Genomic DNA, 26,311 nt, shown 5'->3' on the forward strand with positions numbered 1-26,311 from the left:
AGTCGCGTCCGCTCGTGCTCGCCCAGGGCGCGTTCGGCTACCTGGGCGGGGAGAGGGTCGCGCCGCTCGGCACCCTCGGCACGCGCGTGACCGCCCTCGGAGCGGACGCGGCGACGCTCAGCGCGGACGGCCGGCAGGCCGCGGTGCGGAACGGGTCCGGCGTCTGGACGGTCGGCGACGGCGATCGCGACGCGGTCCTCCTCGACACGCGGCGGGCCTCGTGGCCCGTCGCTCGACGCGCAGGGATACGTCTGGTCCATCCCCGCGGCGGATCCCCGCGGCCTCGTCGCATGGGGCCCCGACGGCGTCGGCCACCCGGTCGCCGTGAGCTGGACCGGGACGGGGCGCGTCGTCTCCCTCGAGGTCGCGCGCGACGGCGCGCGCGTGCTCGTCCAGCTCGAGACGGGGCCGGGCCGCAGCTGTTCGTCGCGTCCATCGTGCGGGACGGCGGCGTGCCCACCAGCCTCACCACGTCGCCCCTCGAGCTCGTGGCCACGCCCGGCACGCCGCTCGACGCGACGTGGGTGGACGAGCTTGACGTCGCGACCCTGACGCTCGCGCCCGACGGCGAGCGCCAGGTCACGCTGCACCAGGTCGGCGGCCCGTCGAAGGACATGGGATCCGCGGCCGACGGCGTCTCCATCACGGGCGCGAACGACGAGAGCGGCCTGCGCGTCCTCACCGGCGCCGGCGCGCTCCTCACGCCGCGGGGCAGCACGTGGCAGCAGACGGCCACCGGCGTCTCCTTCGTCGCGACCAAGCGCTGACGCACTCCACCGATCCGCCACGTCCCCCGCTCATGCGGCGCGCGCCTGCCACCCTCGGCGCGTGATCCCTCCGCGTCCGTCCGCCTCCGTCCCGTCGTCCGATCCGCCTGCTCGACGCCCTCGCCGTGCTCGCGCCGGTCGCCTGCGCCGGGTGCGGGGCACCCGACCGCGCCGTCTGCCCCGCCTGCGCGGCCGCGCTCCGCCCCGCTCCCGTCGTGCGCCCGCTCGCGCTCCCGCCGTGGACGGGCCGCGCGGACGCGTCCGGCCCGCGTCGTGCCCGTCGGCTGCGGCGCCGCCTACGCCCCGCCGTGGCCGGCCCTCCTCTCCGCGCTCAAGGAGGAGGGCCGCACGGACGCGGCGCGCGCGATGGCCGCGCCCTCGCCCGGGCCGTGCGCGTGGCCCTGGTCGCCGCGGAGCGCGCCGCCGCGTCCGCCGATCCGCCGCCCGGATCCGCCCGCCCCTCGACGTGCTCGACGTCCCGTCGCCCCGGTCGGCCCTCCGTCGCCGCGGCTACGCGCCCGTCGGGGTCCTGCTGGCGCGCGCCCGCATCCGCCCCCTGCGCGGGCCCGGCATCCCCGGGCTGCGGCGCCACCCGCTGCGCTTCACGCGCCGCCCCGCCGACCAGGCCGGCCTCGGCGTCGCCGCCCGGGCCGCCAACGTCGACGGCTGCCTGGCCGCCCGCGGCGACCTCGCGGGCCGCCGCGTCGTGGTGGTCGACGACGTGCTCACCACCGGCGCCACCCTCCGGGAGACCTGCCGCGCGGTGCGGGCCGCGGGCGGCGAGGTCGTCGCCTGCGCGGTGCTGGCCGCCGTGCCCGCCCGTGCGGCGGCCGGCTCCGCCCGCAGGTCGTGACCGGCCCGTCGCTCCCTGTGCATGTCCGATGCACTCGCGGTCCACCCGCCGGATGCCTCGCGCAGGGAGGAGCCGAGGTCTAGGCTCGCCCGAAAGGCGTGAAAGTGATCGCCCTCTTCCAGCGGGCGACGCGTCATGATCTGGAGGTACGTCATGGACATCAACATCACCGGCCGCAACGCGGAGATCACCGACCGGTTCCGCGTGTACGCCACCGAGAAGGCCGAGAAGATCGCGCAGCTCGCCGAGAAGTCCATCTCGCTCGACATCAAGGTCTCGCGCCACAGCGAGAAGTCCGGCGGCTCCGCCGGCGACGACCGCGTGGAGATCACCCTCGTCGGCCCCGGCCCCGTCGTCCGCGCGGAGAGCAGCGCGGCCGACAAGTTCGCGGCCTTCGACCTGGCCCTCGGCCGGATGCTCGAGCGCCTGCGCCGTGCCAAGGACAAGAAGAAGATCCACCGCGGCAACCACCGCCCGGTGTCCCTCCACGAGGCGGCCACCGAGGGGTTCGCCCAGATCGACCTCGATCCCGCCGACGTCGAGCTCATCGAGCGCGTCAACGGGAAGGGCGTCGCCCCCGCCGACCAGCCGGTCGAGGAGGAGGACTACTGCCCGGTGGTCATCCGCACCAAGGTCTTCCCGTCGCAGTCGATGACGGTCGACCAGGCGCTGGAGCACATGGAGCTCGTCGGCCACGACTTCTTCCTCTTCATCGACGCGGAGACCGACCGCCCGAGCGTCGTCTACCGCCGCAAGGGCTGGGACTACGGCGTCATCGGCCTGGCGGACGGCGAGCAGGAGCTCGCCGGGGCGGGCGCCGGCTCCCGGTCGCTGCGCCGCTGATCCGCTCCCTCCGTCCACGAGGCCCCGCGCGCTCCGGCGCGCGGGGCCTCGCGCGTCCACCGGGCTCCACGGGGTCAGGGCGCTCCCGGGAAGAGGGCCGGACGAGTCGGTACTATGGCGATGCTCGTCGGCGGCGACATCCGCGCGCCGTCACGGCGGTCGTCGTCATCCGACGCCCGCCCATCTACGCAGGGAGACACCGTTGGCCTCAGTACTCGAGAAGGTCCTTCGCGTCGGCGAGGGGCGCACGCTCCGCAAGCTGCAGAACTACGCGAAGGCGGTGAACCAGCTCGAGGAGGACTTCACGCACCTCACCGACGAGGAGCTCAAGAACGAGACCGTCGAGCTGCGCGAGCGCCACGCCAACGGCGAGTCGCTCGACGACCTGCTGCCCGAGGCCTTCGCCGCCGTCCGCGAGGCGTCGCGCCGCACGCTCGGCCTCCGCCACTTCGACGTCCAGATCATGGGCGGCGCCGCCCTCCACCTCGGCAACATCGCCGAGATGAAGACGGGAGAGGGCAAGACCCTCGTCGCCACGCTCCCCGCGTACCTCAACGCCATCGCCTCGCGCGGCGTGCACGTCATCACGGTCAACGACTACCTCGCGAGCTACCAGAGCGAGCTCATGGGCCGCGTCTTCCGGGCCCTCGGCATGACCACCGGCGTGATCCTCGCGGGCCAGACCCCGCAGGAGCGCCGCGAGCAGTACGCGGCCGACATCACCTACGGCACGAACAACGAGTTCGGCTTCGACTACCTGCGCGACAACATGGCGTGGCAGGCCGCCGACATGGTCCAGCGCGGGCACTTCTTCGCGGTGGTCGACGAGGTCGACTCCATCCTCATCGACGAGGCGCGCACGCCGCTCATCATCTCCGGCCCCTCGGCGGGCGACGCGAACCGCTGGTTCAGCGAGTTCGCGAACGTCGCCAAGCGCCTCGTCCCCGAGGTCGACTACGAGGTCGACGAGAAGAAGCGCACGGTCGGCGTGCTGGAGGCCGGCATCGAGAAGGTCGAGGACCACCTCGGCATCGACAACCTGTACGAGTCCGCGAACACGCCGCTCATCTCCTTCCTGAACAACTCCATCAAGGCCAAGGCCCTGTTCAAGAAGGACAAGGACTACGTCGTCATGAACGGCGAGGTGCTCATCGTCGACGAGCACACGGGCCGCATCCTCATGGGCCGCCGGTACAACGAGGGCATCCACCAGGCCATCGAGGCCAAGGAGGGCGTCGCGGTCAAGGCCGAGAACCAGACCCTCGCCACCGTGACGCTGCAGAACTACTTCCGCCTCTACAAGAAGCTCTCCGGCATGACGGGAACGGCCGAGACCGAGGCCGCCGAGTTCATGAGCACCTACAAGCTCGGCGTCGTGCCGATCCCCACGAACCGGCCCATGCAGCGCAAGGACCAGTCCGACCTCATCTACAAGAACGAGAAGGCGAAGTTCGAGCAGGTCGTCGAGGACATCGCCGAGCGACACGCCTCCGGCCAGCCCGTCCTCGTCGGCACCACGAGCGTCGAGAAGAGCGAGTACCTCTCCAAGCTCCTCGCCAAGAAGGGCGTCCGCCACGAGGTGCTGAACGCGAAGAACCACGCGCGCGAGGCCGCCATCGTCGCGCAGGCCGGCCGCCTCGGGTCCGTCACGGTCGCCACGAACATGGCCGGCCGCGGCACCGACATCATGCTGGGCGGCAACGCCGAGTTCCTCGCCGTCGCCGCCATGAACGCCCGCGGCCTCAGCCCCGTCGAGACCCCGGAGCAGTACGAGACGGAGTGGGACGACGTGTTCGCCGCGGTCAAGGCCGAGGTGGACCAGGAGGCCGAGAAGGTCATCGAGGCCGGCGGCCTCTACGTGCTCGGCACCGAGCGCCACGAGTCCCGCCGGATTGACAACCAGCTGCGCGGACGCTCGGGCCGTCAGGGCGACCCGGGCGAGAGCCGCTTCTACCTGTCCCTCACGGACGACCTCATGCGCCTGTTCAACAACGGTGCCGCCGCGAGCCTCATGGGCCGTGACAGCGTCCCGGACGACGTGGCCATCGAGTCGAAGGTCGTGAGCCGCGCCATCCGCAGCGCCCAGGGCCAGGTCGAGGCGCGCAACGCCGAGATCCGCAAGAACGTGCTCAAGTACGACGACGTCCTCAACCGCCAGCGCGAGGCCATCTACGGCGACCGCCGTCACATCCTCGAGGGCGACGACCTGCAGGAGCGCTCGCAGCGCTTCCTCGAGGCCGTCATCGACGACGTGCTCGACTCCCACATCGGCGAGGGCAACGGCGACGACTGGGACTTCGACGCCCTCTGGACCGAGCTCAAGACGCTCTACCCGATCTCCATCACGATCGACGAGGTCATCACCGAGGCCGGCAGCAAGGGCCGCGTCAACCGCGACTTCGTCCGCCGCGAGATCCTGTCGGACGCGAAGCTCGCCTACTCGAAGCGCGAGGAGCAGCTCGGCGAGGCGGCCATGCGCGAGCTCGAGCGCCGCGTGGTCCTCTCGGTCATCGACCGCCGCTGGCGCGAGCACCTCTACGAGATGGACTACCTCAAGGACGGCATCGGCCTCCGCGCCATGGCCCAGCGCGACCCGCTGGTCGAGTACCAGCGCGAGGGCTTCGCGCTGTTCCAGCAGATGATGGGCGCGATCCGCGAGGAGACCGTCGGCTTCCTCTTCAACCTGGACGTCGAGGTGCAGGGCCCGGCCGACGCCGAGTCGGTGGGTCCGCGGATCCAGGCCAAGGGACTCGCGGCGAACCAGGCCACCGCCGACAAGCTCCGCTACACGGCGCCGACGGACGACGGCGGGGTCGAGGTCCGCAACCAGCGCGGCCAGATCGAGAAGGCCGCCACCGCCAAGGCGCAGAAGGACCAGGAGGCCGAGGACGCGGTCCTGATCGGCGAGGACGAGCCGGAGGCCCCGCAGGGCCCGCCCGCTCGGGGCGCCTTCGGTCAGCGCACCGACGGTGCGTCGGCCGCCCCCCAGAACCGCGAGGAGCGCCGCAAGGCCGATCGACGCAAGTGAGCCCGGGGTGCGGGCCGGTGGTGAGTGCGCCGGTCCGCACCCCCGTGGCACACGGGAACGTGGCACACGAGAAGGGCGCATCCCCCCGGGGAGATGCGCCCTTCTCGTGCGTCCGGTGCCTACAGGACGTTGATGGCCGTGGCCCGCCAGCGTCGATCGAGCCCTTCCAGGCGGATGGCGACGGCGCGAGCGCGTGCGCGACCGTGGACGACGATGACGGCCTCGATGACCCCGTCACGCGGCGAGAACGACGTGACCGTGCCGATGGTGAAGACCGGTCGCGTGACGGACTGGCCCTTGGTGCGTCGGGCGCGCGCGCTGAGCACCACGCGCTTGAGGAGGTGACGGTAGACGTCGTCGCTGACCCAGCGGGCGATCTGGTCGAGCTCCCGGGCGCCGGCGAGGATCTCGATGACGCAGCGCGTGAGGTTCTCGAGCAGCGGGCCGGACGGGGGGAGGTCCTGGCTGCTGCACGGCTGCCGGCCGAAGAAGTCGTCGACGTCGAAGCGCTTGTGGACGGTGCCGCGGACGGTGGCGGTGGCGGTGGGGCTGGACGACCGGCTGGACGTCCCTGGCGTCGGGATCCCCGCCGATGCGGCTGGTGATGCGGGCTTCCGAGCACCGGACCGGCGTGCGGAGGCCCCTTCGGCGCTGCCCGTGACGGCGCTCCCGCGGTCGGGGAGCTCCTCCTGTGGCACTGCTTCACTCATGCGTCACTCCCATCCCGGTGCTCCCCCCCGATCGGGGGACCACGATGACTGGTCAACTGTGACAGCGCGAGAGGCTCGGCGCACGCTCAGGACGCAAGATGTGGAGAACTGAGAGCGGATCTCAAGGAACGGACCCAAGGTGACCCGGATGTCCGAGCCGTCCCCGCCGCCCTGCGTCCTCCCCGCCACCCCGGACGTCGTCCGATGAGGTGGGAGAACCTCTTCGACGATCTCGAGGGCCAGTGGGAGACGGCCCGGCTCGCCGAGGAGCGCGACCAGCGCGCGGAGGAGGAGCGGGTGCGCGTCGCCCGCACCGTCGTCCGCGATCGCCTGCGGGCCCTGACGGCATCGGACCAGGCGCGGCCGCTCCGGGTGTCGCTCTCCGACGGCACCTGGATCGACATCCGGGCGAAGGTGCTCGGTCGCGACTGGCTGTCCGGGGACCTCGTGGTGCCCGGCGAGGCGAGCGCGGCCCGGGAGGAGCGCGCGTGCATCCTGCCCCTCGCCTCCATCCACGCGCTCGCGCTCGACCGCGACCAGGTCCGGTCGAGCCTCGCCCCGGTCGCGGAGCTGCCGCCGGAGCGCGGGATCGTCGACCGCATCGGGCTCCCCTTCGTCCTGCGCGACCTCTGCCGGCGCCGCGCGCGCGTCGAGCTGCGCCTGCACGACACGGTCGTCGGAGGCACGCTGGATCGTGTCGCCCGGGACCACGTGGACGTCGCGGTGCACGAGGCGGGCACCCCGCGACGCGAGTCCGCCGTCTCCGGGTACCGGCTCGTGCCGCTGGCGGGGATCGTGCTCGTCCGGGTCTGAGCGGCATGTGGACAACGCACGACGCCCGCGCACGCCGTCCCCGACATTGACCGGCATGCCTCCCACCCCTCGTCCCGCGCGCCCGGCGCGCCGTCCCGTCTGGCTGGATCCGCGCTTCGTCGTCGGCCTCGTCCTCGTCCTCGTCTCCACGGGCGGCGTCGTGGCGCTCCTCCGTTCCGCGGACTCGTCCGTGGTCGTCATGGCGGCCGGTTCCCCCCTCGATGCCGGGAGCACGGTGCACGCGTCCGACCTCGTGCCGGTCCGGGTGCGCATCGACGGCGCCGCCGACCTCTACGTGTCGCCGGACGCCGCCGACGGGCTCGTCGTCACGCGGTTCGTGGGTGCGGGCGAGCTGGTCCCGCGATCGTCCCTGGCGTCGGCCGACTCGCGCACCACCGCCTCGGTCGTCGTGCCCACGTCCGCCGGGGCCGACCACCTCGTCGCCGCCGGGACCGTGGTCGACGTCTGGTCGGCGTCCGCCAGGGGCAGCGGCACCAACGCCTACGACCCGCCGCGCGTCATCGTGTCGGGCGCGACCGTCGCGCAGGTCATCCAGCCCCAGGGGTTCGTCGCCGACCAGGACCACGCGCAGGTGCAGCTCACCGTCCCCCGTCAGGAGGTGGCGGCCGTCATCGCGGCCACCGACGCACGCGACCAGATCACGCTCGTGCCCGTCGGCGACGCGGGAGCCTGAGCGTGGCGTCCCTCGTCCTCGCCCTCCCGCCCCGCGTCGAGGACGCGCTCCTCCGCGACGTCGTCGACGCGGGCCACGTCGTCCTCGCGCGCGTCACGGGGGCGGCCGAGGTGCTCGCCGCCGTCCGGGCCGCGGAGGCGGATCCCCTGCACCTCGTCATCGCGGCGTCGCCCTCGACCCTCGACCGGGAGGTGCTCGCCGAGCTCGATGCCCGGGGCGCCCGGGCCGTGGCCGTGGCCTCCAGCGAAGCGGATCGCCGGAACGCGCAGGCGCTGGGCCACCACGAGGTCGTGGACGAGGGTGCCACCTGGCAGGAGATCGAGGACCTGCTGCTCACGGTGCGCCCGCTGGGGTCGATCGACGGGACGGCATCGGGGGTCCGCCGCGCGGACGCGGTCGCGGGCCACCTGGAGGCGGGTCACGCGGGGTCGGGCAGCTCGGTGGATCCTTTCGACCGGCGCCGTCTGCCCGACGCGCCGTCGCGTGCGCGCAGGTCGACGCGCGGCGCCGACGCCCACGCCGAACCCGAGGTCGCCGAGGGGCGTCCATCGCGCACCCGACCCGCGGCGGTCGGACGCGGTCCCCGGCCGCTGCGCGCGCGTCTCGGGCTCGTCCGACGACCGCGCGTGCCCGCTCCCGTGGTCCGCGACCCGGGCGAGGACGAGGCAGGTCGGGACCGGCCGACGGGACGCGTCATCGCGGTGTGGGGACCCCAGGGCGCGCCCGGCCGCACGGCGACCGCGCTGGCCGTCGCCGGGGAGGTGGCAGCCGCGGGGCGGTCTGTCGTGCTCGTCGACGCCGACGTCCACGGCGGCACCGTGGCGGCATCCCTCGGGCTGCTCGACGAGGCTCCCGGCTTCGCCGCGGCCTGCCGGCTGGCGGCGGCCGACAGCCTCACCGTGGAGGAGCTCGATCGGATCGCCCAGCACCATCCGTCGACGCGCGCCCCCGGCTTCTCCGTGCTCACGGGCATCTCGCGCCCGGACAGGTGGCCGGAGCTCGCGGAGGGGCGGGTCGCGGCCGTGCTGCAGGCGTGTCGCACGTGGCGCGACTACACCGTCGTCGACGCGTCCTTCAACCTCGAGGACGACGAGGAGATCTCGAGCGACATGTTCGCGCCCCGCCGCAACGCGGCCACCCATGCGGTCCTGCGCGGCGCGGACCACGTCGTCGCCGTCGTCTCCGCGGACACGGTGGGCCTGTCGCGCTTCTTCCGCGCCTACGTGCAGCTGCTGGAGATCGTGGATCCGTCGCGGGTCTCGGTGCTCGTGAACCGCGTCCGACCGAGCGCCGGCGGATGGGACGCGGCGGCCCAGGTCCGTCGCACCCTCTTCCGCTTCGGCAGCGTCGAGGCGGACGCCTACGTGCCGGAGGACCGCGAGGCGCTGGACGCCGCCGTGCTCGCCGGGGCGACGCTGCGCGAGGTGGCCCCACGGTCGCCCGCGCTCCTGGAGTGGTCGCGGTTCACCCGGACCGCGCTCCTCCCCCCGGAGGACGCGTCGCGGCGCATGAGGCGCGCCGGTCGGTCGGCCCGGTCCCGCGGCCGCGCTCCCGCAGATGCGGGGGAGGGGCGCACGCGGCCCGCATAGGCTGTAGCCGTGTCCACGCTCAGCGATCTCGTGCATGCCCAGGGTCTGTCCTCCGACGCGGACGTCGAGTGGCTGCACCTCCTCGTCGGCGACTGGCAGCTCCTCGCCGATCTGGCGTTCGCGGACATCGTGCTGTGGGTCCCGACCGTGTCCGGCAGCTTCGTCGCGGTGGCGCATGCCCGCCCCTCGAGCTCGGCCACGCTGTTCTACCGGGACTTCGTCGGGCAGCCGATCAAGGCCGAGTGGCGCAAGCAGGTGACCGACGCGCACGAGACCGCGCGGATCATCGACTCGTCGGCTCCGGACTGGTACGAGGAGACGCCCACCCGCGTGCGGGCCGTCCCCGTCCTCCGCCGTCTCGCCCAGGGCAGCCCCGAGGTCACCGACACCCCGATCGCGGTCATCACCCGGCACACCAACCTCAGCGAGACGCGGACCCCGAGCCGCCAGGAGCTCACGTTCAACGAGTGCGCCAACGACCTGTTCGCGATGATCGCCGACGGCGACTTCCCCGACCTCGGCTCGCCGACGGGTCCCCGGCGCGGCGCGCCGCGCGCATCCGACGGGCTGCTGCGGCTGGACGTCGACGGCATCACCACCTTCGCGAGCCCCAACGCGCTGAGCGCCTTCAACCGCATGGGGTTCTCGGACGAGCTCGAGGGGGAGTCGCTGGCCGACGCCACGTCGAGCCTGCTCACGGGGAAGCAGCTGACGGTCGACGAGTCGCTCCCGCTCATCGTGGCCGGGCGCGCCCCCTGGCGCACCGACATCGAGTCGCGGGGCGTCACCGTCTCGCTCCGGGCGATCCCGATCCGCAGCCACGGCGAGCGGGTGGGCGCCGTGGTCCTCTGCCGCGACGTGACCGAGCTCCGGCACCAGGAGCGGGAGCTGATCACCAAGGACGCGACCATCCGCGAGATCCACCACCGGGTCAAGAACAACCTGCAGACCGTCGCGAGCCTCCTGCGGATCCAGGCCCGCCGGTCGCACACGGAGGAGGCCCGCGAGGCCCTCGGGCACGCCCAGCGACGCGTGGGCGCCATCGCCGTGGTGCACGACACCCTGAGCGAGGGCCTCAACCAGAACGTCGACTTCGACGCCGTGTTCGACCGGGTGCTGCTGCTCATCGCCGAGGTCGCGTCCGCGCACAACACGCGTGTCCACCCGAAGATCCTCGGCAGCTTCGGCGTGCTGCCGAGCGCCTACGCGACCCCGCTCGCCCTGGCGCTCACCGAGCTCGTGACCAACGCGGTCGAGCACGGCCTGGCCGGGCGCTCGGGTGAGGTGGCCATCGAGGCCACCCGCACCGAGGAGACGCTCACCGTCCGCGTCCGCGACGACGGCGTCGGGCTGCCCGAGGGGAAGGTCGGCACGGGGCTCGGCACGCAGATCGTGCGCACGCTCATCCAGGGGGAGCTCGGCGGCACCATCGACTGGCACACGCTCATGGGCAGCGGCACCGAGGTCACGATCGAGGTGCCCCTCAGGTGGCTGGCTCCCGTCACGTCCTGAGACGCGCCCGAGGGGCGTCCCGCGCGCGTGCCGACGGCCGCCGGGGACGACGAGAGCCGGGCCGCCCTCGGGCTGCCCGGCTCTCGTCGGTGGTGCGGTGGTGCGTGCGTCAGCTGGCGCGGCGGGCGCGCGCGGCGCGGCGCTTGAGCGCACGGCGCTCGTCCTCGCTGAGGCCACCCCAGACGCCCGAGTCCTGGCCGGTCTCGAGGGCGTACTGGAGGCACATCTCGGTGACGGAGCAGCGACCGCACACGGCCTTGGCCTTGTCGATCTGGTCGACGGCCGGGCCGGTGTTCCCCACGGGGAAGAACAGCTCGGGGTCCACAGTCAGGCAGGCTGCCTTGTCACGCCAATCCATAGGGGTGCTCCTCAGGTCGTTACTCGTTGCGCGGCTGATCAGCCGTGTGATGGGGGGATGGGGCGAGGCGTCCGGGATCGGCATCGGGATGGGGCGTCGGCCCCTCCTCGTGAGATGCTCAGCTTCGGGAATTCATCCCTTGTAAGCTCGGTTCCGGATCTGCTCACCACCCTGTGAACGAACTCGACCTGGAATATCGTCGCATAGAGCCAACGATCAATCAATAGCTTTGTATGGGAACGTGCTGTGACCGGAACCGGTGATGCCCTCGATCCGCGCGACGCCGAGGCGGCCGCCCCGAGATCCGCCGCCGTGGTCCTCCTGGCGGTGCTCGTCGGACTGGAGGCGCTCGGCATGGCCGGGGTCACGGTCATCCTCGTGGTCGACCTGCTGACCTCGACGCCGTCCTCCCTCGCCAGCGCCGTGGCGCTCATCGCCCTGGCGGCCCTCGCCGCCGTGTTCCTCGCGGCGATCGTGCGCGGGGTCCTGAAGGGGAGGAGCTGGGTCCGCCCCGCGGCCGTGACCTGGCAGGTCCTGCAGATCGCCGTCGGTGTCGGCAGCCTGCAGGGCGCCGATGCACGTCAGGACCTGGGCTGGGGGCTCATCGTCCCGTCGCTGGTCGTGCTGGTCCTGCTCTTCACGCGATCCGTCCTGCACGCCACGCGCCGCCGGTACTGAGCGCGCGGCGCGCGGCGCCCTCCGGCGTCAGGCGTCGACGCCCAGCTTCTTCCGCAGCGACGCGACGTGGCCCGTGGCCTTGACGTTGTAGAGCGGCAGGGCCACGTTCCCCTCGCCGTCGACGACGACCGTGGAGCGGATCACGCCGGTGACCTTCTTGCCGTAGAGGGACTTCTCGCCGTACGCGGCATAGGCGCGGTGCACCTCGAGGTCGGGGTCGGACAGCAGCGTGAAGCCGAGGCCCTGCTCCTCGCGGAAGCGGGCGAGGTCCTCCTGCGGGTCCTTGGAGACGCCGAGCACGCGGTAGCCGGCGCGCTGGAGGGAGTCCATGCTGTCGCGGAAGTCGCAGGCCTGCGTCGTGCAGCCGGGGGTGCCAGCTGCCGGGTAGAAGTACACGATGATGTCCTGGCCGAGGAGGTCCGACAGCGTGACGGGAGCGCCGTCCTGGTCGGGCAGGGTGAAGTCGGGGGCGGGCTGCCCCTTCTCGAGGCGGACGGTCTCGGACATGGGGAGCCTCTCGTTCAGGGGGATCGGCCTCCATGCTACGGCTGCCCGCACGGGGCGGGATCGCGTGCTCCACGCCCTCGATTGGCGCCGGCCCGCGACGTGGTGCTAGTGTCATCTCTCGGTCCGGTACCCCGCACGACAGGGTCCTCACCTGCACCTCTAGCTCAATTGGCAGAGCAACTGACTCTTAATCAGTGGGTTCTCGGTTCAAGTCCGAGGGGGTGCACCACTTCCTCCATCGTCGCCGCGGATCGTCGATCCGCCGGCCTCGATGATCCTCTGGCCTCGATGATCCTCTGGCCGCTGGTCACGCTCTTGCCCGCCGGCGTGGGGCGGGCCGATCCCGCGGAGCACGGCCGACGATGTCGCCCGTGAGCTCGCGAAGGACCGCGTGCGTCCGGGATCAGCGACCTCGGCTGTCCCGGCGGCTCGGCGCGGGACGCGGACGCACCCCTCGCTGCCCGGGCGTCCGCTGAGGCGCGGTGCGCGCACCAGGCGGCGGCCCCCGATCGGGGCGATGACATGCATTTCCTGATTCGTAGAATAAGACCGCATCGACGTGCGATCGGGCGGGGGAGCAGGGGGCGGTGTCCGGCGTCCCCGCGGATCCGCGCGCACGCGACGACCGCTGCGCTCCGTCACGACGACCCGCGGCACCCGTGCCGGCTCCGGCGTCGCCGCCCGTCCCACGTTCCGAGGGGGAACCATGACCAGACCCTCCTGGCGGCCGCGTCCGCTGCTCCGTGCGTCCGCCGCGGTGGTCGCCGCCGTCATGGCCGCGGTCACCCTCACCGTCACGAGCCCCGCGGCACCGGCCGCCGACGCGGCTGCGGCAGCCGTGGCGGGCGCCTCGACGCCCGTGCCGGTGGGCGGTGGCTCCTACGCCGCGGCGCCCCCGAAGTCCCTCGACCGTCCAGGGCACGACGTGAGCGCGGTCGTGGACAAGGAGCTGCACATCGATCCGTCGATGCGCGGCGAGCCGGTCCCCACGAACGCGTGGTGGACGGACCTCCTCGTGAGCCGGTACTCGGGCAACCTCTGGGCCGACCCGTTCGTCGTGTCGAACACCGAGCGGGGCACCCGCATCGCGTACCCGACCGAGTGGAACGACCAGGGCACCAGCATGCTCGACGACTCGGCGATCCAGGTGCAGGGCAGCGTGCCGCCGCAGCCCGACCCGTCGGACATCGACATGGCGGGCTTCGAGGAGGCCGCGCTGCCCGCGGGCTGGACCTCGACCGGCGACGCCTTCGACGCCCCGTCCCAGGGGACGGCGGCGGGCCAGACCGCCGTCGAGGGGTACCTCGGGAAGGGGCTCGTCAACTCCTTCACCTCCGAGAAGGGCGACGGCGCCATGGGCACGCTCACCTCGCCCGAGTTCACCGTGGACCGCGACTTCATCAGCCTCCTGGTCGGCGGCGGAGCCCACCCGGGCCGCACCGAGGCGCGTCTCGTCATCGACGGCGCGACCGTCGCGTCGGCCACCGGCGAGCAGTCGGAGATCCTGCGCTGGGTCACCTGGGACGTCACGGCCCACGCGGGGGAGAGGGCGACCATCCAGATCGTCGACGACATGCCGGCCGGCTGGGCGCACGTGCTCGTCGACCAGATCGTCCGCACCGACGCGCCGGATGGCATCGGCGACCGGTTCGGCACCTCGTTCCGGGCCACGCAGGCCGACGCGCTGCGCTGGGGGGACTGGAACGTGAGCTGGCGGATGCCCCAGTCCGCGACGAGGCACATGGACGTCACCCTCGCGCGCGGCACGCCGTACGCCTGGTTCGAGTTCGAGGGCGTCGTGCCGAGGATCTCCGTGGGCGCCGGTGCGACGTTCGCCGCGGCGGACGGCACGCCGCTGCGGTTCCCCGCGACGGTCGACGCGTTCACCATCACCCAGGACGGCCGCAGCTTCGGCGTGCACGCGCCGCGCGGCAGCTCGTTCGACCTCGCGGGTGACACGATCGAGGCCACCCTCACCGCGGGCTACCTCGTGGTCAGCGCCCTCCCCGCGACCGGCGCCGACCTCGACGACATGTCGGCGCACGCGTTCGCGATCCCCCGCGACACCACCATGGAGTACGAGTACAGCGTCGAGCGCGCCGAGGTGGTCGAGACCTACGCGATCGAGACCGAGGCGCTGCAGGGCACCGACCTCGACACCGTCCAGGGCTTCCTGCCGCACACGTACGCCAGCACGACGACGGACATCGACTTCGCGCCGGGGACCTACGCGACACCGCGCGGGCTCATGAGGACGGCGGTCGGGCACGGCGGCTGGGAGGTCACCTACCCGTTCACCGGGATCACGCCCGTGGCGCCCGCGCCGCAGGAGACCGGGCGCGCCCACGACTACGACGTCTCCGTGATGCAGGACTTCGTCCGCAGCTACGCCGAGCGCACCGAGTACGGCGGCGACACCTACTGGGGCGGCAAGGACGTCCTGCAGTTCGCCGAGTACATGACGATGGCGAAGCAGATCGGCGACACCGCGTCGTACGAGAAGCTCAAGGCCTCGCTGAAGACCGCGCTCAGCGACTGGTTCACCTACGCGCCCGGCGAGGGCGAGAGGTTCTTCGCCCGCTACGACACCTGGAAGGCGCTGGTCGGGTTCGGCGACTCCTACGGATCGCTCGAGTTCACCGACAACCACTTCCACTACGGCTACTTCACCCTCGCCGCCGGCCTCCTCGCCTTCGAGGACCCCGAGTGGGCGGCGGAGTACGGCGCCATGGCCACCCTCGTCGCCAAGCAGTACGCGAACGGGGACAGGGAGGACGAGGACTTCCCGTACCTGCGCACCTTCGACGTGTTCGAGGGCCACTCCTACGCCGGCGGGTACAGCTCCAGCACCGGCAACAACCAGGAGTCGAGCTCCGAGGCGATCCAGTCGTGGGCCGGCCTCTTCCTGCTCGGGTCCGCGCTCGGCGACACCGAGATGCAGGCCACCGGCGCGATGGGCTACGTCACCGAGCGGGCCGCGGTCATGGCCTACTACCTCGACTACGACGGCAACCCGGACGCCGCCCACGGCTCGGGCGTCGGCGTGTTCCCCGACGCGTACGCGCACAGCACCGCGGGCATCCTCGGCGACTCCGGACAGGCGTTCGCCACCTACTTCAGCGGCGACCCGGCCTGGATCCACGGCATCCAGTGGCTGCCGACCGGGCCCTGGCTGAACTACCTCGGCTGGGACCGCGGCTTCTCGAACAGCCTGCTCGACGACATGTTCGACGAGCGGCCCGCGATCCTCGGGCGAGGGGCGGAGGACGAGATCGAGGGCCTCCTCGGCCTCGCGGCCAAGCAGGCTGCGGGCACCGGCACCTGGTACGGCGGCGTCGTCACGAAGAGCCCGGTCGACTCGGTGAACACGCTCAAGGACGTCGTCCGCAAGGCGCACCTCGACAACCCGGCGTACACGAGCGCGGAGGTCGCGGCGAATCCGCTCTTCGACGCCGCGACGGGTCGGCTCCTGTTCGCGGTCGGCGAGGACGGCCAGCTGTCCTTCCCCGACGAGCACTGGACGCCGGGGTCGCTCCCCGCCGGGTTCGCGCCCGCGACCCCGCCGGCGGATCGCCCGGACGCGGATCCGGACGAGTGGGCGCCGGGCTGGGCGCTCTTCGACTACCTCTCGACCGGCTACGCGGTGGACCCCGACGTGCAGCGGGCGTTGCACGCCTACGACGTGTCCGGCTACGAGAGCGGCGTGGACACCGCGCAGGCCGCCGGCGTCTACAGCCGCATGGGCGACGCGCTCGGCAACGTCGTGCTCGGCATGACCGCGCAGAGCGACCCCGACTTCTACGCCGACATGCACGCGGAGCTGTCGAAGACGGGGGACCCCGTCGTCACGAGCGACTCGATGGCCGGCGCGGTGTACTACAACGCCATGTCCAACCGCTCGCTCGGCAGCGAGGTGCTGACGCGCCACGTGGCCAACCCCACGAGCCAGGTGTACTACGACGCCGAGACGAAGGCGTACAGCTACGCGGTGTTCAACGGCACCGACGCGCAGGCCGGCTACGACGTCTACGACGGCGACGCGGTGATCGGCACCATCCAGGTGCCCGCGCACACGATGGTGCAGCACCACCTCGACGCCGCGCTCGACCGCATCGTCGTCACGGCGCCGGACTCCGCGAGGACCGTGCAGCGCGGCGACTCCCTCCGGTTCACCGCGGTCGGCTACGACCAGTACGGCGCGACCATCCCGATCGACGACCTGCGGTGGAGCGTCGACGGCGGAGGCTCCATCGACGCCCAGGGCACGTTCTCGGCGACGGAGGACGCAGACCCGATCACCGTGACCGCCACCTCCGGGTCGACGACGGCCGCCTACGAGCTGCGCGTGGCACCCCGCCCCGTGCTGTCGAACCTCGCGGTCTCGCCCGGGTTCGTGCGCGTCACGGAGGGCGGCACCACGTCCTTCTCCGCGACGGGCCTCGACCAGTACGGCGACCCGATCGGGACAGGTCCCGTCAGCTGGGAGACCACCGCCGACGGCAGCGTCGACGCCGCGGGCGTGCTCAGCGCCCGCGCCCCGGGCGCCGGCTACGTGCGCGCCTCGGCGGACGGCGCATCCGGGACGGCGGTGGTCGCGGTCATCGCGCCCGGGACCGACATCGCGCGGGGCAAGCCCGTCGCGGCGTCGTCCTCCGACGGCGCCAACACGGCGGAGGCGGCGGTCGACGGCATCTCAGGCACCCGCTGGGAGAGCGCGCACGGCGCGGGCGAGCAGTGGCTGCGGGTCGATCTCGGCGCTCCGCACGACATCTCGTCGGTGCACGTCGGCTGGGAGGCCGCGGCGGCCGCGGAGTACGAGATCCAGGTCGCGGACGACGCGGACGGCCCCTGGACGACCGTGAGGACGGTGTCCAAGTCCGCCCCCACGGCCGACGACGTGGCCGTGGAGGCCACCGGCCGCTACGTGCGGATCCTCGGGCTCGAGCGCCTCACCGACTACGGCTACTCGATCTGGGACCTGGGCGTGACCGGGACCCCGTCCGCCTCCGCGATCGACACCAGCGAGCTCCTGGTCACCCCGCAGGACCCGACGGTCGTGAGCGGCCGGGACGTGGGGTTCGCCGCGTGGGCGTTCGACGCCGCGGGCAACGGCGGCAGGGTCACGGCACCGTTCACCGCGGAGGGCGGCACGATCGCCGCCGATGGGACCTACACCGCGGGCGCGACCGCGGGGACGTTCCCGGTCGCCGTCGAGTTCGACGGCGCCCGGGGCTCGTCGACCGTGACGGTGCGCGCGAACGGCGGCGGGGGATCCGGCCAGCCCGAGGCCCCGCCGCCGGGCGCGCTCGCCGACGTGGCGTACGGCAAGGGCGTCACGGCGTCGTCCACCGAGAACGCGGGCACCCCCGCCGCGTTCGCGGTCGACGGATCGCGGACCTCGCGCTGGTCGAGCGCGGCCCGCGACGACGCGTGGATCGAGGTCGACCTGGGGTCCGTGGCGTCGATCGAGCGCATCGACCTGGACTGGGAGGCCGCGTACGGATCCGCCTACCTGCTGCAGACCCGTGCCGCGGCCGGAGACCCCTGGGAGACGGTCGTCACCGAGTCCGCCGGCGACGGCGCCCACGACAGCCACGCCGTCGACGCCCGCGCGCGCTTCGTGCGGATGACGGGCGTCGAGCGGGCCACGCCGTACGGCTACTCGCTGTACGGCCTCTCGGTGTGGTCGTCCGACGGCACGGTCGTCGCGAGGAACCTCGCCGAGGGGGCGGAGGCGACCGCCACGAGCGAGGAGGCCCCGGGGACCCGGGCCGGGAACGCGGTCGACGGCGACCCCGCGTCGCGGTGGGCGAGCGCCGCGGGCGACGACCAGTCGATCACCGTCGACCTCGGACGGGCGTCCGAGGTCGCGTCGGTCACCGTGGAGTGGGAGGCCGCCTACGCCTCGGAGTACCGGATCGAGGGGGCCGCCAGCGCGGAGGGACCGTTCACGACGCTCGCTACTGAGAGGGCGGGGGAGGGCGGCACGGAGACCTTCGACGTGCAGGGCGAGCACCGCTTCATCCGCGTCCAGGGCGTCACGCGGGCGACGCCGTACGGCTACTCGATCCTCGAGATCGCGGTCCGCTAGCGCGACGCGGCCGGGGCGCCCCGTCTCCGCCGGACGCGTCGGAGTCGGGGGGAGAACCGTGAGAGAATACGGGTCGGACCATCACCGCGGACGCCCCTGGCGGAGCTCCGCGGAGGCCGGTGATCTCGGTGCACCGGCCACGCTCCATGGCATCGCCCCCGGGCACGGCCATGGTGCGCGACGTCGGCGCCCACGCGGCCTGCATGCGCGTGCGCGACATCTCCGGCACACATCTCGAGGGATCGAAGGACAGCACTACATGATTTTCGAAGTAGGGGAGACCGTCGTGTACCCCCACCACGGCGCAGCCACGATCACCGCGGTCAAGACCCGCACCATCAAGGGGGTCGACAAGAAGTACATCACCCTCCAGATCCACCAGAGCGAGCTGGTGATCGACGTCCCCGTCGACAACGCCGAGCTCGTCGGCCTGCGCGACGTCATCGACAGCTCGGGCGTCGAGGCCGTCTTCGACGTGCTCCGCGGCGACGTCGAGGAGGAGGCGGGCAACTGGTCGCGCCGCTTCAAGGCGAACACCGAGAAGATGGGCTCCGGGGACGTCCGCCGCGTCAGCGAGGTCGTGCGCGACCTCTGGCGCCGCGACCAGGACTCGGGGGTCTCCGCGGGCGAGAAGCGCATGCTGGCGAAGGCCCGGCAGATCCTCGTCTCGGAGCTCGCCCTCGCGCAGAAGTCCACCGACGAGGAGGCGTCCGTCGTCCTCGACGGCGTCCTCGCGCAGAGCATCTCCGCCTGACCCGACGCGCCTCGGCGCGCAGCGCACGCCGACGGGCGGTCCCTCATCCCGAGGGGCCGCCCGTCGTCGCGTCCGCCGCCCCGTCCGCGCGACGGGCATCGGCCCGCCGAGCCGTCAGCGGGGCGGGCGACCGGCGTAGGGTGCGAGCATGCGCGATCACCCGGAACGACCCGACCACGACGGCCCCCTCGAGCAGAACCCGCTCCAGCCCGCCGGGCGCGGGCTCAAGGTGTGGATCTTCGTCATCGCCGCGCTCGTCGTCGTCGCCGTGATCGCCTTCGCCCTCGTGCGCCTCGCGACCGCCGGGCAGAACACGCCGGGCCCGTCGTCGCTGGGCGAGGTCCTCGGCGTCGTCGCCGCGGCGCGCTCCCTCATCTGATCCCCCCGCTGGCGCGCGGCGCCTGAGCCGCGCCCTCCCCAGCCGCGCCCTCCCCAGCCGTCGGCGGACGCTGCGTCCCTCGGGTCGAGCGCACGGTCCGTCCCGGCGTCCGCCGTCCGGTATCCCGGGAGCCGGGAGGCGGGGACATGGACGGGCGCGGGCGACCGGGCGGGCGATGGCGGGGGACGACCGTGCGTCCCCGATGCCGCGCGGATGCGATCCGCCTGCTGCTCGCGGGTCTCGCGGGACTCGTCGTCGTCGCGTCCGTGGTCGTCGGGGCGCGGGAGGCCTCCTCCGGTCCCGACGGCGGCGGTCCGCTCTCCGCCGAGGTGCGCGACGGCCGGGTGGTGGGCATGCTGGCCCGCGCGGGCCTCGTCCGGGACGGGCGGATCGACGTGGACGCGGTCCGCGCCATGACCGGGGCCCTCGCCCCCGACTCCCGGGAGCGGGATCCGCGCTACGACCGCGACGCCTTCGGCCCCGCGTGGGCGGACGCCGACGGCGACGGGTGCGATCAGCGCGACGACGCGCTCTCCCGCGACCTCGTCGACGTCGAGGTGGCCCGCGACGACGCGTGCACGGTCGTCGCCGGGCACCTGGACGACGCGTACACCGGACGCGGGATCGACTTCGTCCGGGGAGCCCGCACGAGCGCCGCCGTGCAGATCGACCACCTCGTGCCGCTGTCCTGGGCGTGGCGGCACGGCGCGTGGGCGTGGTCCGACGCGCGGCGCGAGCGCCTCGCCACCGACCTCGACGAGCTCCAGGCGGTGGACGGCCCGACGAACCAGGAGAAGTCGGACCAGGGTCCCGCCACGTGGCTCCCGCCCGACCCGGCGTACCGGTGCCTCTACGTCACGCGCTTCGCGTTCGTGGTGAGCCGGTACCGGCTGGGCATCGACGACGCGGACCGGGCGGCCATCGACCGCGTCCTCGGCGAGTGCGCGTGAGGCGGGCGGGCGGACGGCGACGGCGACCCGGTCGCGCCCCCGATCGCGGCGTCGTCGGTGCCCGCGCGTACGCTCGGACCGACGCGGCCGGGCGTCGCCCCGGCCACCCGGCCGGCGGCGGACGATCCCGAGGAGATCCGCATGTGGAGCAAGCAGAGCGGCGACGCGAGCGGCTCCATCGACCCGGTGCCCGAGCACCCGCACGCGCATCCCGTCCGCGGTGCCTGGCTCGTGCGCGTCGGGGACGGACCGGCGCTCGGCTGGGTGCTCCGGCATCGGGCCGACCTCGCCGATCCGTTCTCCTACGAGGTCTACGCCTGCGGGCTCGGGGCCGACGGGCTGCGGGTCTGGGTGGCGCGGCGCGCCTCGCTCAACGCGGCCGTGGCCTGGGTCCTGCAGCACGACCGGGAGCTGCTGGCGTTCGGGAGGGGGCTGCGTCCCGATCCGACGCAGCCGACGGCGGCGGGCGCGGATCGGGCGGACGCCCGGCCGCGGTCCCGGGACGACGACGCCGCCGCCCCCGGAGCGGGGGACGGCGGCGTCGGGACGCGCTGAGCGGCGCCGGTCAGCGCGTGCGCCGGTCAGCGCGTGCGCCGGTCCGGGGCGTCGCGGCCCGTGATGGGGAACGGCCCCGTGATGCCCTCGCGCACGCGGGCGATCTCGAGGATCCGGTCGCGCTGCAGGTACCAGCCCACGACCAGCAGCGGGATGATGATGACGAGCGACGCGACCGTCAGGGTGCCGATGGGCCAGTCGATGGCCATCAGCACGAGCACGCTCACGAGGAACGCGAGCGTCAGCCACGAGGTGACCGGCGCGCCCGGCAGGCGGAAGGTCGGCTCCTTCGCCTTGCCCTGCTTCGCCCAGGCGCGCAGGCGCATCTGGCACAGGATGATGGTCGCCCAGCCGGCCACGATGCCGAGCGCGGCGACGTTCAGCACGATCTCGAACGCCTGCTTGGGCACCAGGGCGTTGAGGCCGACGCCGAGGAGCGTGATCGAGCCGGTGAGCATGATCCCGCCGAAGGGCACGCCTCCCTTCGACATGACGGTCGTGAACTTCGGCGCCGACCCGTTCATGCCCATCGAGTGCAGCACGCGGCCGGTGCTGTAGAGGCCCGCGTTGAGGCTCGACATCGCGGCGGTGAGGACGACGAAGTTCATGACGGATCCGGCGATCGCCCCGATCTCGGGGGAGCCGAGGCTGGAGAAGAACGTGACGAACGGGCTCTGGTCGGCGCTGTACGCCGTGTAGGGGAGCAGGAGCGAGAGCAGCACGATGGATCCGACGTAGAAGATCGCGATGCGGAAGACGACCGAGTTGATGGCGCGGGGGATGACCTTCTCCACGTCCTGCGTCTCGCCGCTCGCCGTGCCGACGAGCTCGATGGCGGCGTACGCGAAGACGACGCCCTGGACGACGAGGACGACGGGCACGAGCCCCTGCGGGAAGATGCCGCCGTTCTGCTGCAGCACGGTCCAGCCGGTCTGCACCTCCTGGCCGCCGACCGTGACGGGGAAGCTCCAGGCGAGCCAGACGATGCCGACGATGAGGAACACGACGAGGGCGGCGACCTTCACCAGCGCGAACCAGAACTCCATCTCGCCGAAGACCTTCACGGCCACCAGGTTGAGGGCGAGCACGATGGCCAGGGCGATCAGCGCGAGCAGCCACTGCGGCGCCGCGGTGAACGCCGACCAGTAGTGCATGTAGAGGGCGACGGCCGTGACGTCGACGATCGCGGTGGTCGCCCAGTTGAGGAAGTACATCCACCCGGCGGCGTAGGCGAACTTCTCGCCGTAGAACTCGCGGGCGTAGGAGATGAAGGACCCGGAGCTCGGGCGGTGCAGCACCAGCTCGCCGAGCGCGCGGAGGATGAAGAAGGCGAAGACGCCGCAGACCAGGAACACGATCGCCAGGGCGGGACCCGCCGACGCCAGGCGACCGCCCGCGCCGAGGAAGAGCCCCGTGCCGATGGCGCCGCCGATGGCGATCATCTGCAGCTGGCGGGGCTTGAGGCCGTGCTGGTAGCCCTCCTGCTCGTGGCTGAAGTCCTGGGCCACGAAATCCGGATCGGGCGGGACGGTGCTGCGGTCGCTCTCGCTTCGTGTCATCCGAATACGGTAGTGGTCCGGGGCATTCGCCCTGACACCCGCGTCGATCGACTTCCGCGGGGCAGATCACCTGTGATAGACGCCGAGGAGACCCCGTGGCCCGCATGCACGGCACCGCACGCCCGCGCCGACCGTGGCCGACCGCGGTGGCCGTCGCGGCCGGCGCGATCGCCCTGGCGGGATGCACGGCGGATCCCGGACAGCCCGCACCCGCGACGACGGCCCCCGCCGCCAGCGCCCCGCCGACGCGGGCGGGACGGCCGCCCCCGAGCCGCAGGTCACGCGCGCGCCCGGGCCGCCGACCGAGGACGAGCTCGCGACCTGCTCGACGCTCGCGCAGGTGCTCCCGGACTCCACCAAGCTCGTCCAGGCGCTCGGCGACGGGAAGGGCGTCGACCCGGCGCTCCTCGAGCGCGTCAAGCAGGGCGACGCCGCCCTCGCCGGCATGGCGCCGGAGAACATGAAGCCGCTCGTGGCCTCCTTCTCGACCATCGTCGACGAGCTCGACGCGCTGCGCACGGGCGCGGACACCGACGGGGCGTCGCTCGACACCGGGCAGTACCTCCGGGCGACGAGCGCGTTCCTCGACTACTGCCTCGACGACGTCGGCTACGTGCCGCCGAGCGCGACCCCGGCGCCCGCGCCCTAGCGCGCTAGGTGCGGCGCGCGACCGCCTCGTCCGCCTCGATGTCCTCGCGCGCGTCCTCGCGGCGGTCGCGCCCGTCGCCGTCGTGCGTGACGAGCAGGTGCGGCGTGCGGTGGATCCGGTACGACACGCGCAGGTGCCGGTGCAGCACGAGCCACGCGATCGCGATGAGCGCCGAGAGGATCCCGCTGCCGGCGCCGACCATCACCGCGGCGCGCGGCCCCCACTCGTTCGCGATCCAGCCGACGATCGGCGCGCCGAGCGGGGTGCCGCCGACGAAGATCGCCATGTAGACGGCCATGACGCGGCCGCGCATGCGCGGCTCCACCGTGAGCTGGACGGTGCTGTTGGCGCTCGTCATGAGGGTCTGCGAGACGACGCCCACGATCACGAGGGCGCCCGCGAAGAGCAGGTAGGTGGGCGCGATGGCGGCCAGCGCCGTCGCGATCCCGAACAGCGCGGCGCCCACGAAGACGAGCCGGATGCGGGGGCGCTCGCGCCGGGCCGACAGCAGGGCGCCCGCGACGGATCCCACGGCGAGGCTCGAGGAGAGCAGCCCGAACTCGGTCGCGCCCTTGCCGAACTCGACGCTCGCCATCGTGGAGGTGAAGATCGGGAAGTTGTAGCCGAACGCGCCGACGAGGAAGACGATCACGAGGATCACCATGATGTCCGGCCGCCCGCCGATGTAGCGGAAGCCCTCGCGCAGCTGGCCGCGGGACCGGGCGACGCGCTCCGGGCGGCGGAGCTCGCCGACGCGGAGGCGCGTGAGCGCGACGAGCACGGCGATGAAGCTCACGGCGTTGATGAGGAAGACCCAGCCGGTGCCGACCCCCGCGATGAGCACGCCGGCGACGGCCGGGCCGATCATGCGCGCCGCGCTGAAGGACGCCGAGTTGAGCGCGACGGCGTTGGAGAGGTCGTCGTCGGAGACGAGCTCGGAGACGAAGGACTGCCGGGCGGGGGCGTCGAGCGCCGACGCGATCCCGAGCAGGAGCGCGAACGCGTAGACGTGCCAGAGCTCGGCGCGGCCCGAGAGCACCACGAGGCCGAGCCCGAGGCCGAGGACCGCCATGGCGCCCTGCGTGATCATCAGCACGCGGCGCTTGTCGTAGCGGTCGGCGATGAGGCCCGCGTAGGGCGAGAGCAGGAGCATGGGGCCGAACTGCAGCGCCATGACGATGCCGACGGCGGTCGCGTCGTAGCGGGTGAGCTCGGTGAGGACGATCCAGTCCTGGGCGGTGCGCTGCATCCACGTGCCGACGTTGGAGACGAGGGCGCCCGCGAACCAGATGCGGTAGTTGGGGGCGCGCAGGCTCCGGAAGACCGCGCTCACGCGGAGGCCATCCGGCCGAGGAGGGCGGCGGCCGCGTCGAGGGTCGCGCGCTCCTCGGCGGAGAGCTCGGCGAGGCGCAGCGACAGCCAGGCGTTCCGCTGGCGGCGCGTCTCCTGGACGACGGAGCGGCCGGCGTCGGTGAGGGACACGGTGACGCGGCGGCCGTCGTCCGGGGCGGGGGAGCGCTCGGCGTAGCCCGCGTCGACGAGGCAGTTGACCGTGCGGTTCATGCTCGGGGCGGTGACGCGCTCGATCTCGGCGAGGCGGCCGGGGCTCGTCGGCCCGTCGCGGAGGAGGAGGGCGAGCACGACGAACTGGCTGTCGCTCAGCTCGTGGTCGGCCTTCTCGGCGCGCAGGCGACGGGCGAGGCGCATCACGCCGGCGCGCAGGCTCTGGCTGAGGTCGGGGGAGTCGGGCACGTCATTAGGCTAGCTCATTAGGTGCGCTAACGATCGGCCGGCGGGTGACGGGATGCTGCGAGCCCGCGGGATCCGGATGCCGCGCTCGGCGGCGCGGGCCGGGGCGAGCAGGATGGGAGGACACCGCGCGCCGCGGTGGCCGCGACGACGCGGTCGCGGGCCGCGACCAGAGGAGGCACCCATGACGCACCACGACGGCACGGACGGCACGCACGACCACGACGACGACGCCGGCCTCGGCGGCGAGGGCACGATCCCCGCGGGCTCCGACGGCGTCGCGGCCGGCCACGACGGCGGGAACGACCACTTCGAGCCCGAGGAGGACACCCCGCACCGCACGGACGACGACGGCGAGGGCGCCCCGGCCTAGCCCGAGCGGCGACGCGGGTCGTCCGCCCCGGCGACGACCCGCGTCGGGGGCGCCGCCCGGGCCCGGGTAGCCTGGCTCCCCGTGGACACGGCGACCAACCCCCTCGACGGCACGAGCATCGCCTACCGGGCCTTCGGCGCCCGACCGGCCGACGGGGATCCGCGGGATCCCGCGCACGCGCCCGTCGTGCTGGTGCACGGCACCGCCCTCTCGCAGGCCATCTGGCGCGGGTTCGGCTGGGTCCGCGCCCTCTCGCCCGAGCGCCCGGTGATCACGCTGGACCTCCGCGGCCACGGCCGCAGCGGCACCCCGCACGAGCCCGCGGCGTACGCCATGGACCTCATGGTCGCCGACGTCGTGGCCGTGCTCGACGCGGTCGGCGCCGAGGCCGTCCACCACGTGGGCTACAGCCTCGGCGCGCGCGTCGGCTTCTCGCTCGAGGCCGCGCACCCCGAGCGGCTGCTGTCCGCCTCGAGCCTCGGCGGATCCCCGCGGAGCGGCGTCGGCGTCTTCGACCGCGTGTTCTTCCCCGGCTGCGTCGACGCGCTCGAGGCCGACGGCATGCCGGGCTTCCTCGACGGGTGGGAGCGGCACACCGGCCACCCCGTCGACCCGGCGACGCGCGGGGCGTTCCTCGCCGACGACGCCCGGGCGCTCGCCGCGTACATGCGCGAGTCGGAGCGCGATGCCGGGGTCCCGGACGAGGTCGTCGCCGCATCCCGGGTGCCGCTCCTGCTCGTCGCGGGCACGCGGGATCCCGAGCGGCTCCGCGCCGCCCACCACGTGCGGGCGCTCCGCCCCGACGCGCCCCTCGTCGAGCTCGACGGCGCGACCCACGCCGACACGCCCCGCCACCCGGACGCGCTGCCCGCGGTGCGGGCCTTCCTCGCGTCGCTCTGA

At 73.3% G+C, this 26,311-nt stretch carries 24 protein-coding genes and 1 tRNA gene; 19 read left to right on the forward strand and 6 right to left on the reverse strand.

Annotated elements, in window-relative coordinates:
- Window positions 1-258: 258 nt before the first annotated feature.
- From AES38_RS16225 to secA, 5 genes are all read left to right on the forward strand, one after another.
- Window positions 259-552 (forward strand): hypothetical protein, encoded by a 294-nt coding sequence (locus AES38_RS16225; RefSeq protein ID WP_256998885.1) that lies wholly within the window; start codon window positions 259-261, stop codon window positions 550-552.
- Window positions 453-767, forward strand: coding sequence for an LpqB family beta-propeller domain-containing protein (locus AES38_RS16230; RefSeq protein WP_256998864.1), 315 nt, complete (start codon window positions 453-455; stop codon window positions 765-767). The genes AES38_RS16225 and AES38_RS16230 overlap by 100 nt, the downstream gene beginning before the upstream one ends.
- A 466-nt stretch (window positions 768-1,233) precedes the next feature.
- Entirely contained in the window at window positions 1,234-1,620 is a 387-nt protein-coding gene (locus tag AES38_RS15800; RefSeq protein WP_157883510.1) for a phosphoribosyltransferase family protein, read from the forward strand.
- Window positions 1,621-1,773: 153 nt separating this feature from the next.
- Window positions 1,774-2,463: a ribosome hibernation-promoting factor, HPF/YfiA family gene (hpf, locus tag AES38_RS04815; protein ID WP_053774019.1), complete on the forward strand. Its 690-nt coding sequence runs from the start codon at window positions 1,774-1,776 to the stop codon at window positions 2,461-2,463.
- 202 nt (window positions 2,464-2,665) lie between these two features.
- On the forward strand, window positions 2,666-5,491 hold the full coding sequence (gene secA / locus AES38_RS04820) for a preprotein translocase subunit SecA (RefSeq protein WP_053774020.1): 2,826 nt from the start codon (window positions 2,666-2,668) through the stop codon (window positions 5,489-5,491).
- Window positions 5,492-5,610: 119 nt separating this feature from the next.
- On the opposite strand, the gene AES38_RS04825 is transcribed toward secA, so the two are convergent.
- Window positions 5,611-6,201 (reverse strand): Rv3235 family protein, encoded by a 591-nt coding sequence (locus AES38_RS04825; RefSeq protein ID WP_053774021.1) that lies wholly within the window; start codon window positions 6,199-6,201, stop codon window positions 5,611-5,613.
- 204 nt (window positions 6,202-6,405) lie between these two features.
- On the opposite strand from AES38_RS04825, the gene AES38_RS04830 reads away from it, so the two are divergent.
- From AES38_RS04830 to AES38_RS04845, 4 genes are read left to right on the forward strand one after another with little or no spacing between them, the layout of a single operon-like run.
- Window positions 6,406-7,014, forward strand: a complete 609-nt coding sequence (locus AES38_RS04830; RefSeq protein ID WP_053774022.1) for a hypothetical protein — start codon at window positions 6,406-6,408, stop codon at window positions 7,012-7,014.
- 55 nt (window positions 7,015-7,069) lie between these two features.
- Window positions 7,070-7,708 (forward strand): SAF domain-containing protein, encoded by a 639-nt coding sequence (locus AES38_RS04835; RefSeq protein WP_053774023.1) that lies wholly within the window; start codon window positions 7,070-7,072, stop codon window positions 7,706-7,708.
- A 2-nt stretch (window positions 7,709-7,710) separates the two neighbouring features.
- Window positions 7,711-9,297 (forward strand): CpaE/TadZ family protein, encoded by a 1,587-nt coding sequence (locus tag AES38_RS15805; protein ID WP_053774024.1) that lies wholly within the window; start codon window positions 7,711-7,713, stop codon window positions 9,295-9,297.
- Between the two features lie 9 nt (window positions 9,298-9,306).
- Window positions 9,307-10,809, forward strand: a complete 1,503-nt coding sequence (locus AES38_RS04845) for a sensor histidine kinase (protein WP_053774025.1) — start codon at window positions 9,307-9,309, stop codon at window positions 10,807-10,809.
- A 109-nt stretch (window positions 10,810-10,918) separates the two neighbouring features.
- Here AES38_RS04845 and AES38_RS04850 read toward each other — a convergent pair whose 3' ends face one another.
- Complete coding sequence (locus tag AES38_RS04850; RefSeq protein ID WP_012037746.1) at window positions 10,919-11,167, reverse strand: WhiB family transcriptional regulator; 249 nt, start codon at window positions 11,165-11,167, stop codon at window positions 10,919-10,921.
- Window positions 11,168-11,413: 246 nt separating this feature from the next.
- Between AES38_RS04850 and AES38_RS04855 the strand changes: the two genes are divergently transcribed.
- Entirely contained in the window at window positions 11,414-11,845 is a 432-nt protein-coding gene (locus tag AES38_RS04855; protein WP_053774026.1) for a hypothetical protein, read from the forward strand.
- Window positions 11,846-11,872: 27 nt separating this feature from the next.
- On the opposite strand, the gene bcp is transcribed toward AES38_RS04855, so the two are convergent.
- Complete coding sequence (gene bcp, locus AES38_RS04860; protein ID WP_053774027.1) at window positions 11,873-12,352, reverse strand: thioredoxin-dependent thiol peroxidase; 480 nt, start codon at window positions 12,350-12,352, stop codon at window positions 11,873-11,875.
- 153 nt (window positions 12,353-12,505) lie between these two features.
- Here bcp and AES38_RS04865 point away from each other — a divergent pair.
- The 6 genes from AES38_RS04865 to AES38_RS04890 all read left to right on the forward strand — a co-directional run bounded on the left by AES38_RS04865 (window position 12,506) and on the right by AES38_RS04890 (window position 21,081).
- Window positions 12,506-12,581, forward strand: a tRNA-Lys gene (locus tag AES38_RS04865).
- A gap of 477 nt (window positions 12,582-13,058) precedes the next feature.
- Window positions 13,059-18,443, forward strand: a complete 5,385-nt coding sequence (locus AES38_RS04870) for a discoidin domain-containing protein (protein ID WP_053774028.1) — start codon at window positions 13,059-13,061, stop codon at window positions 18,441-18,443.
- A gap of 259 nt (window positions 18,444-18,702) precedes the next feature.
- On the forward strand, window positions 18,703-19,197 hold the full coding sequence (locus AES38_RS04875; RefSeq protein WP_012298114.1) for a CarD family transcriptional regulator: 495 nt from the start codon (window positions 18,703-18,705) through the stop codon (window positions 19,195-19,197).
- Between the two features lie 148 nt (window positions 19,198-19,345).
- A complete protein-coding gene (locus tag AES38_RS04880) occupies window positions 19,346-19,576 on the forward strand; it encodes a hypothetical protein (protein WP_053774029.1) in 231 nt (76 codons plus the stop codon).
- 191 nt (window positions 19,577-19,767) lie between these two features.
- Window positions 19,768-20,526, forward strand: coding sequence for an HNH endonuclease family protein (locus AES38_RS04885; protein WP_053774030.1), 759 nt, complete (start codon window positions 19,768-19,770; stop codon window positions 20,524-20,526).
- Between the two features lie 141 nt (window positions 20,527-20,667).
- A complete protein-coding gene (locus tag AES38_RS04890) occupies window positions 20,668-21,081 on the forward strand; it encodes a hypothetical protein (RefSeq protein WP_053774031.1) in 414 nt (137 codons plus the stop codon).
- A gap of 26 nt (window positions 21,082-21,107) precedes the next feature.
- Here AES38_RS04890 and AES38_RS04895 read toward each other — a convergent pair whose 3' ends face one another.
- On the reverse strand, window positions 21,108-22,640 hold the full coding sequence (locus tag AES38_RS04895; RefSeq protein WP_053774032.1) for an amino acid permease: 1,533 nt from the start codon (window positions 22,638-22,640) through the stop codon (window positions 21,108-21,110).
- Between the two features lie 181 nt (window positions 22,641-22,821).
- Here AES38_RS04895 and AES38_RS04900 point away from each other — a divergent pair, with 181 nt between their 5' ends.
- Window positions 22,822-23,289, forward strand: a complete 468-nt coding sequence (locus tag AES38_RS04900; protein ID WP_256998872.1) for a hypothetical protein — start codon at window positions 22,822-22,824, stop codon at window positions 23,287-23,289.
- A 4-nt stretch (window positions 23,290-23,293) separates the two neighbouring features.
- On the opposite strand, the gene AES38_RS04905 is transcribed toward AES38_RS04900, so the two are convergent.
- Both AES38_RS04905 and AES38_RS04910 read right to left on the reverse strand, forming a co-directional pair.
- Window positions 23,294-24,622: an MFS transporter gene (locus tag AES38_RS04905; RefSeq protein ID WP_053774033.1), complete on the reverse strand. Its 1,329-nt coding sequence runs from the start codon at window positions 24,620-24,622 to the stop codon at window positions 23,294-23,296.
- On the reverse strand, window positions 24,619-25,041 hold the full coding sequence (locus tag AES38_RS04910) for a MarR family winged helix-turn-helix transcriptional regulator (RefSeq protein ID WP_053774034.1): 423 nt from the start codon (window positions 25,039-25,041) through the stop codon (window positions 24,619-24,621). Before AES38_RS04910 ends, AES38_RS04905 begins: the two co-directional genes overlap by 4 nt.
- Window positions 25,042-25,222: 181 nt before the next feature.
- Between AES38_RS04910 and AES38_RS04915 the strand changes: the two genes are divergently transcribed.
- Complete coding sequence (locus AES38_RS04915; RefSeq protein ID WP_053774035.1) at window positions 25,223-25,411, forward strand: hypothetical protein; 189 nt, start codon at window positions 25,223-25,225, stop codon at window positions 25,409-25,411.
- Between the two features lie 81 nt (window positions 25,412-25,492).
- A complete protein-coding gene (locus AES38_RS04920; RefSeq protein ID WP_053774036.1) occupies window positions 25,493-26,311 on the forward strand; it encodes an alpha/beta fold hydrolase in 819 nt (272 codons plus the stop codon).

Origin of the sequence: Clavibacter capsici (genome assembly GCF_001280205.1) — a bacterium.
GTDB classification, from domain to species: domain Bacteria; phylum Actinomycetota; class Actinomycetes; order Actinomycetales; family Microbacteriaceae; genus Clavibacter; species Clavibacter capsici.

Coding starts and splice junctions, on each gene's coding strand:
- AES38_RS04875 (WP_012298114.1), top strand. CDS start 18,703: ATGATTTTCGAAGTAGGGGAGACCGTCGTGTACCCCCACCACGGCGCA.
- AES38_RS04890 (WP_053774031.1), top strand. CDS start 20,668: ATGTGGAGCAAGCAGAGCGGCGACGCGAGCGGCTCCATCGACCCGGTG.
- AES38_RS04915 (WP_053774035.1), top strand. CDS start 25,223: ATGACGCACCACGACGGCACGGACGGCACGCACGACCACGACGACGAC.
- bcp (WP_053774027.1), bottom strand. CDS start 12,352: ATGTCCGAGACCGTCCGCCTCGAGAAGGGGCAGCCCGCCCCCGACTTC.
- AES38_RS04880 (WP_053774029.1), top strand. CDS start 19,346: ATGCGCGATCACCCGGAACGACCCGACCACGACGGCCCCCTCGAGCAG.
- hpf (WP_053774019.1), top strand. CDS start 1,774: ATGGACATCAACATCACCGGCCGCAACGCGGAGATCACCGACCGGTTC.
- AES38_RS04835 (WP_053774023.1), top strand. CDS start 7,070: ATGCCTCCCACCCCTCGTCCCGCGCGCCCGGCGCGCCGTCCCGTCTGG.
- AES38_RS04850 (WP_012037746.1), bottom strand. CDS start 11,167: ATGGATTGGCGTGACAAGGCAGCCTGCCTGACTGTGGACCCCGAGCTG.
- AES38_RS04825 (WP_053774021.1), bottom strand. CDS start 6,201: ATGAGTGAAGCAGTGCCACAGGAGGAGCTCCCCGACCGCGGGAGCGCC.
- AES38_RS04900 (WP_256998872.1), top strand. CDS start 22,822: ATGCACGGCGGATCCCGGACAGCCCGCACCCGCGACGACGGCCCCCGC.
- AES38_RS04870 (WP_053774028.1), top strand. CDS start 13,059: ATGACCAGACCCTCCTGGCGGCCGCGTCCGCTGCTCCGTGCGTCCGCC.
- AES38_RS04895 (WP_053774032.1), bottom strand. CDS start 22,640: ATGACACGAAGCGAGAGCGACCGCAGCACCGTCCCGCCCGATCCGGAT.
- AES38_RS04830 (WP_053774022.1), top strand. CDS start 6,406: ATGAGGTGGGAGAACCTCTTCGACGATCTCGAGGGCCAGTGGGAGACG.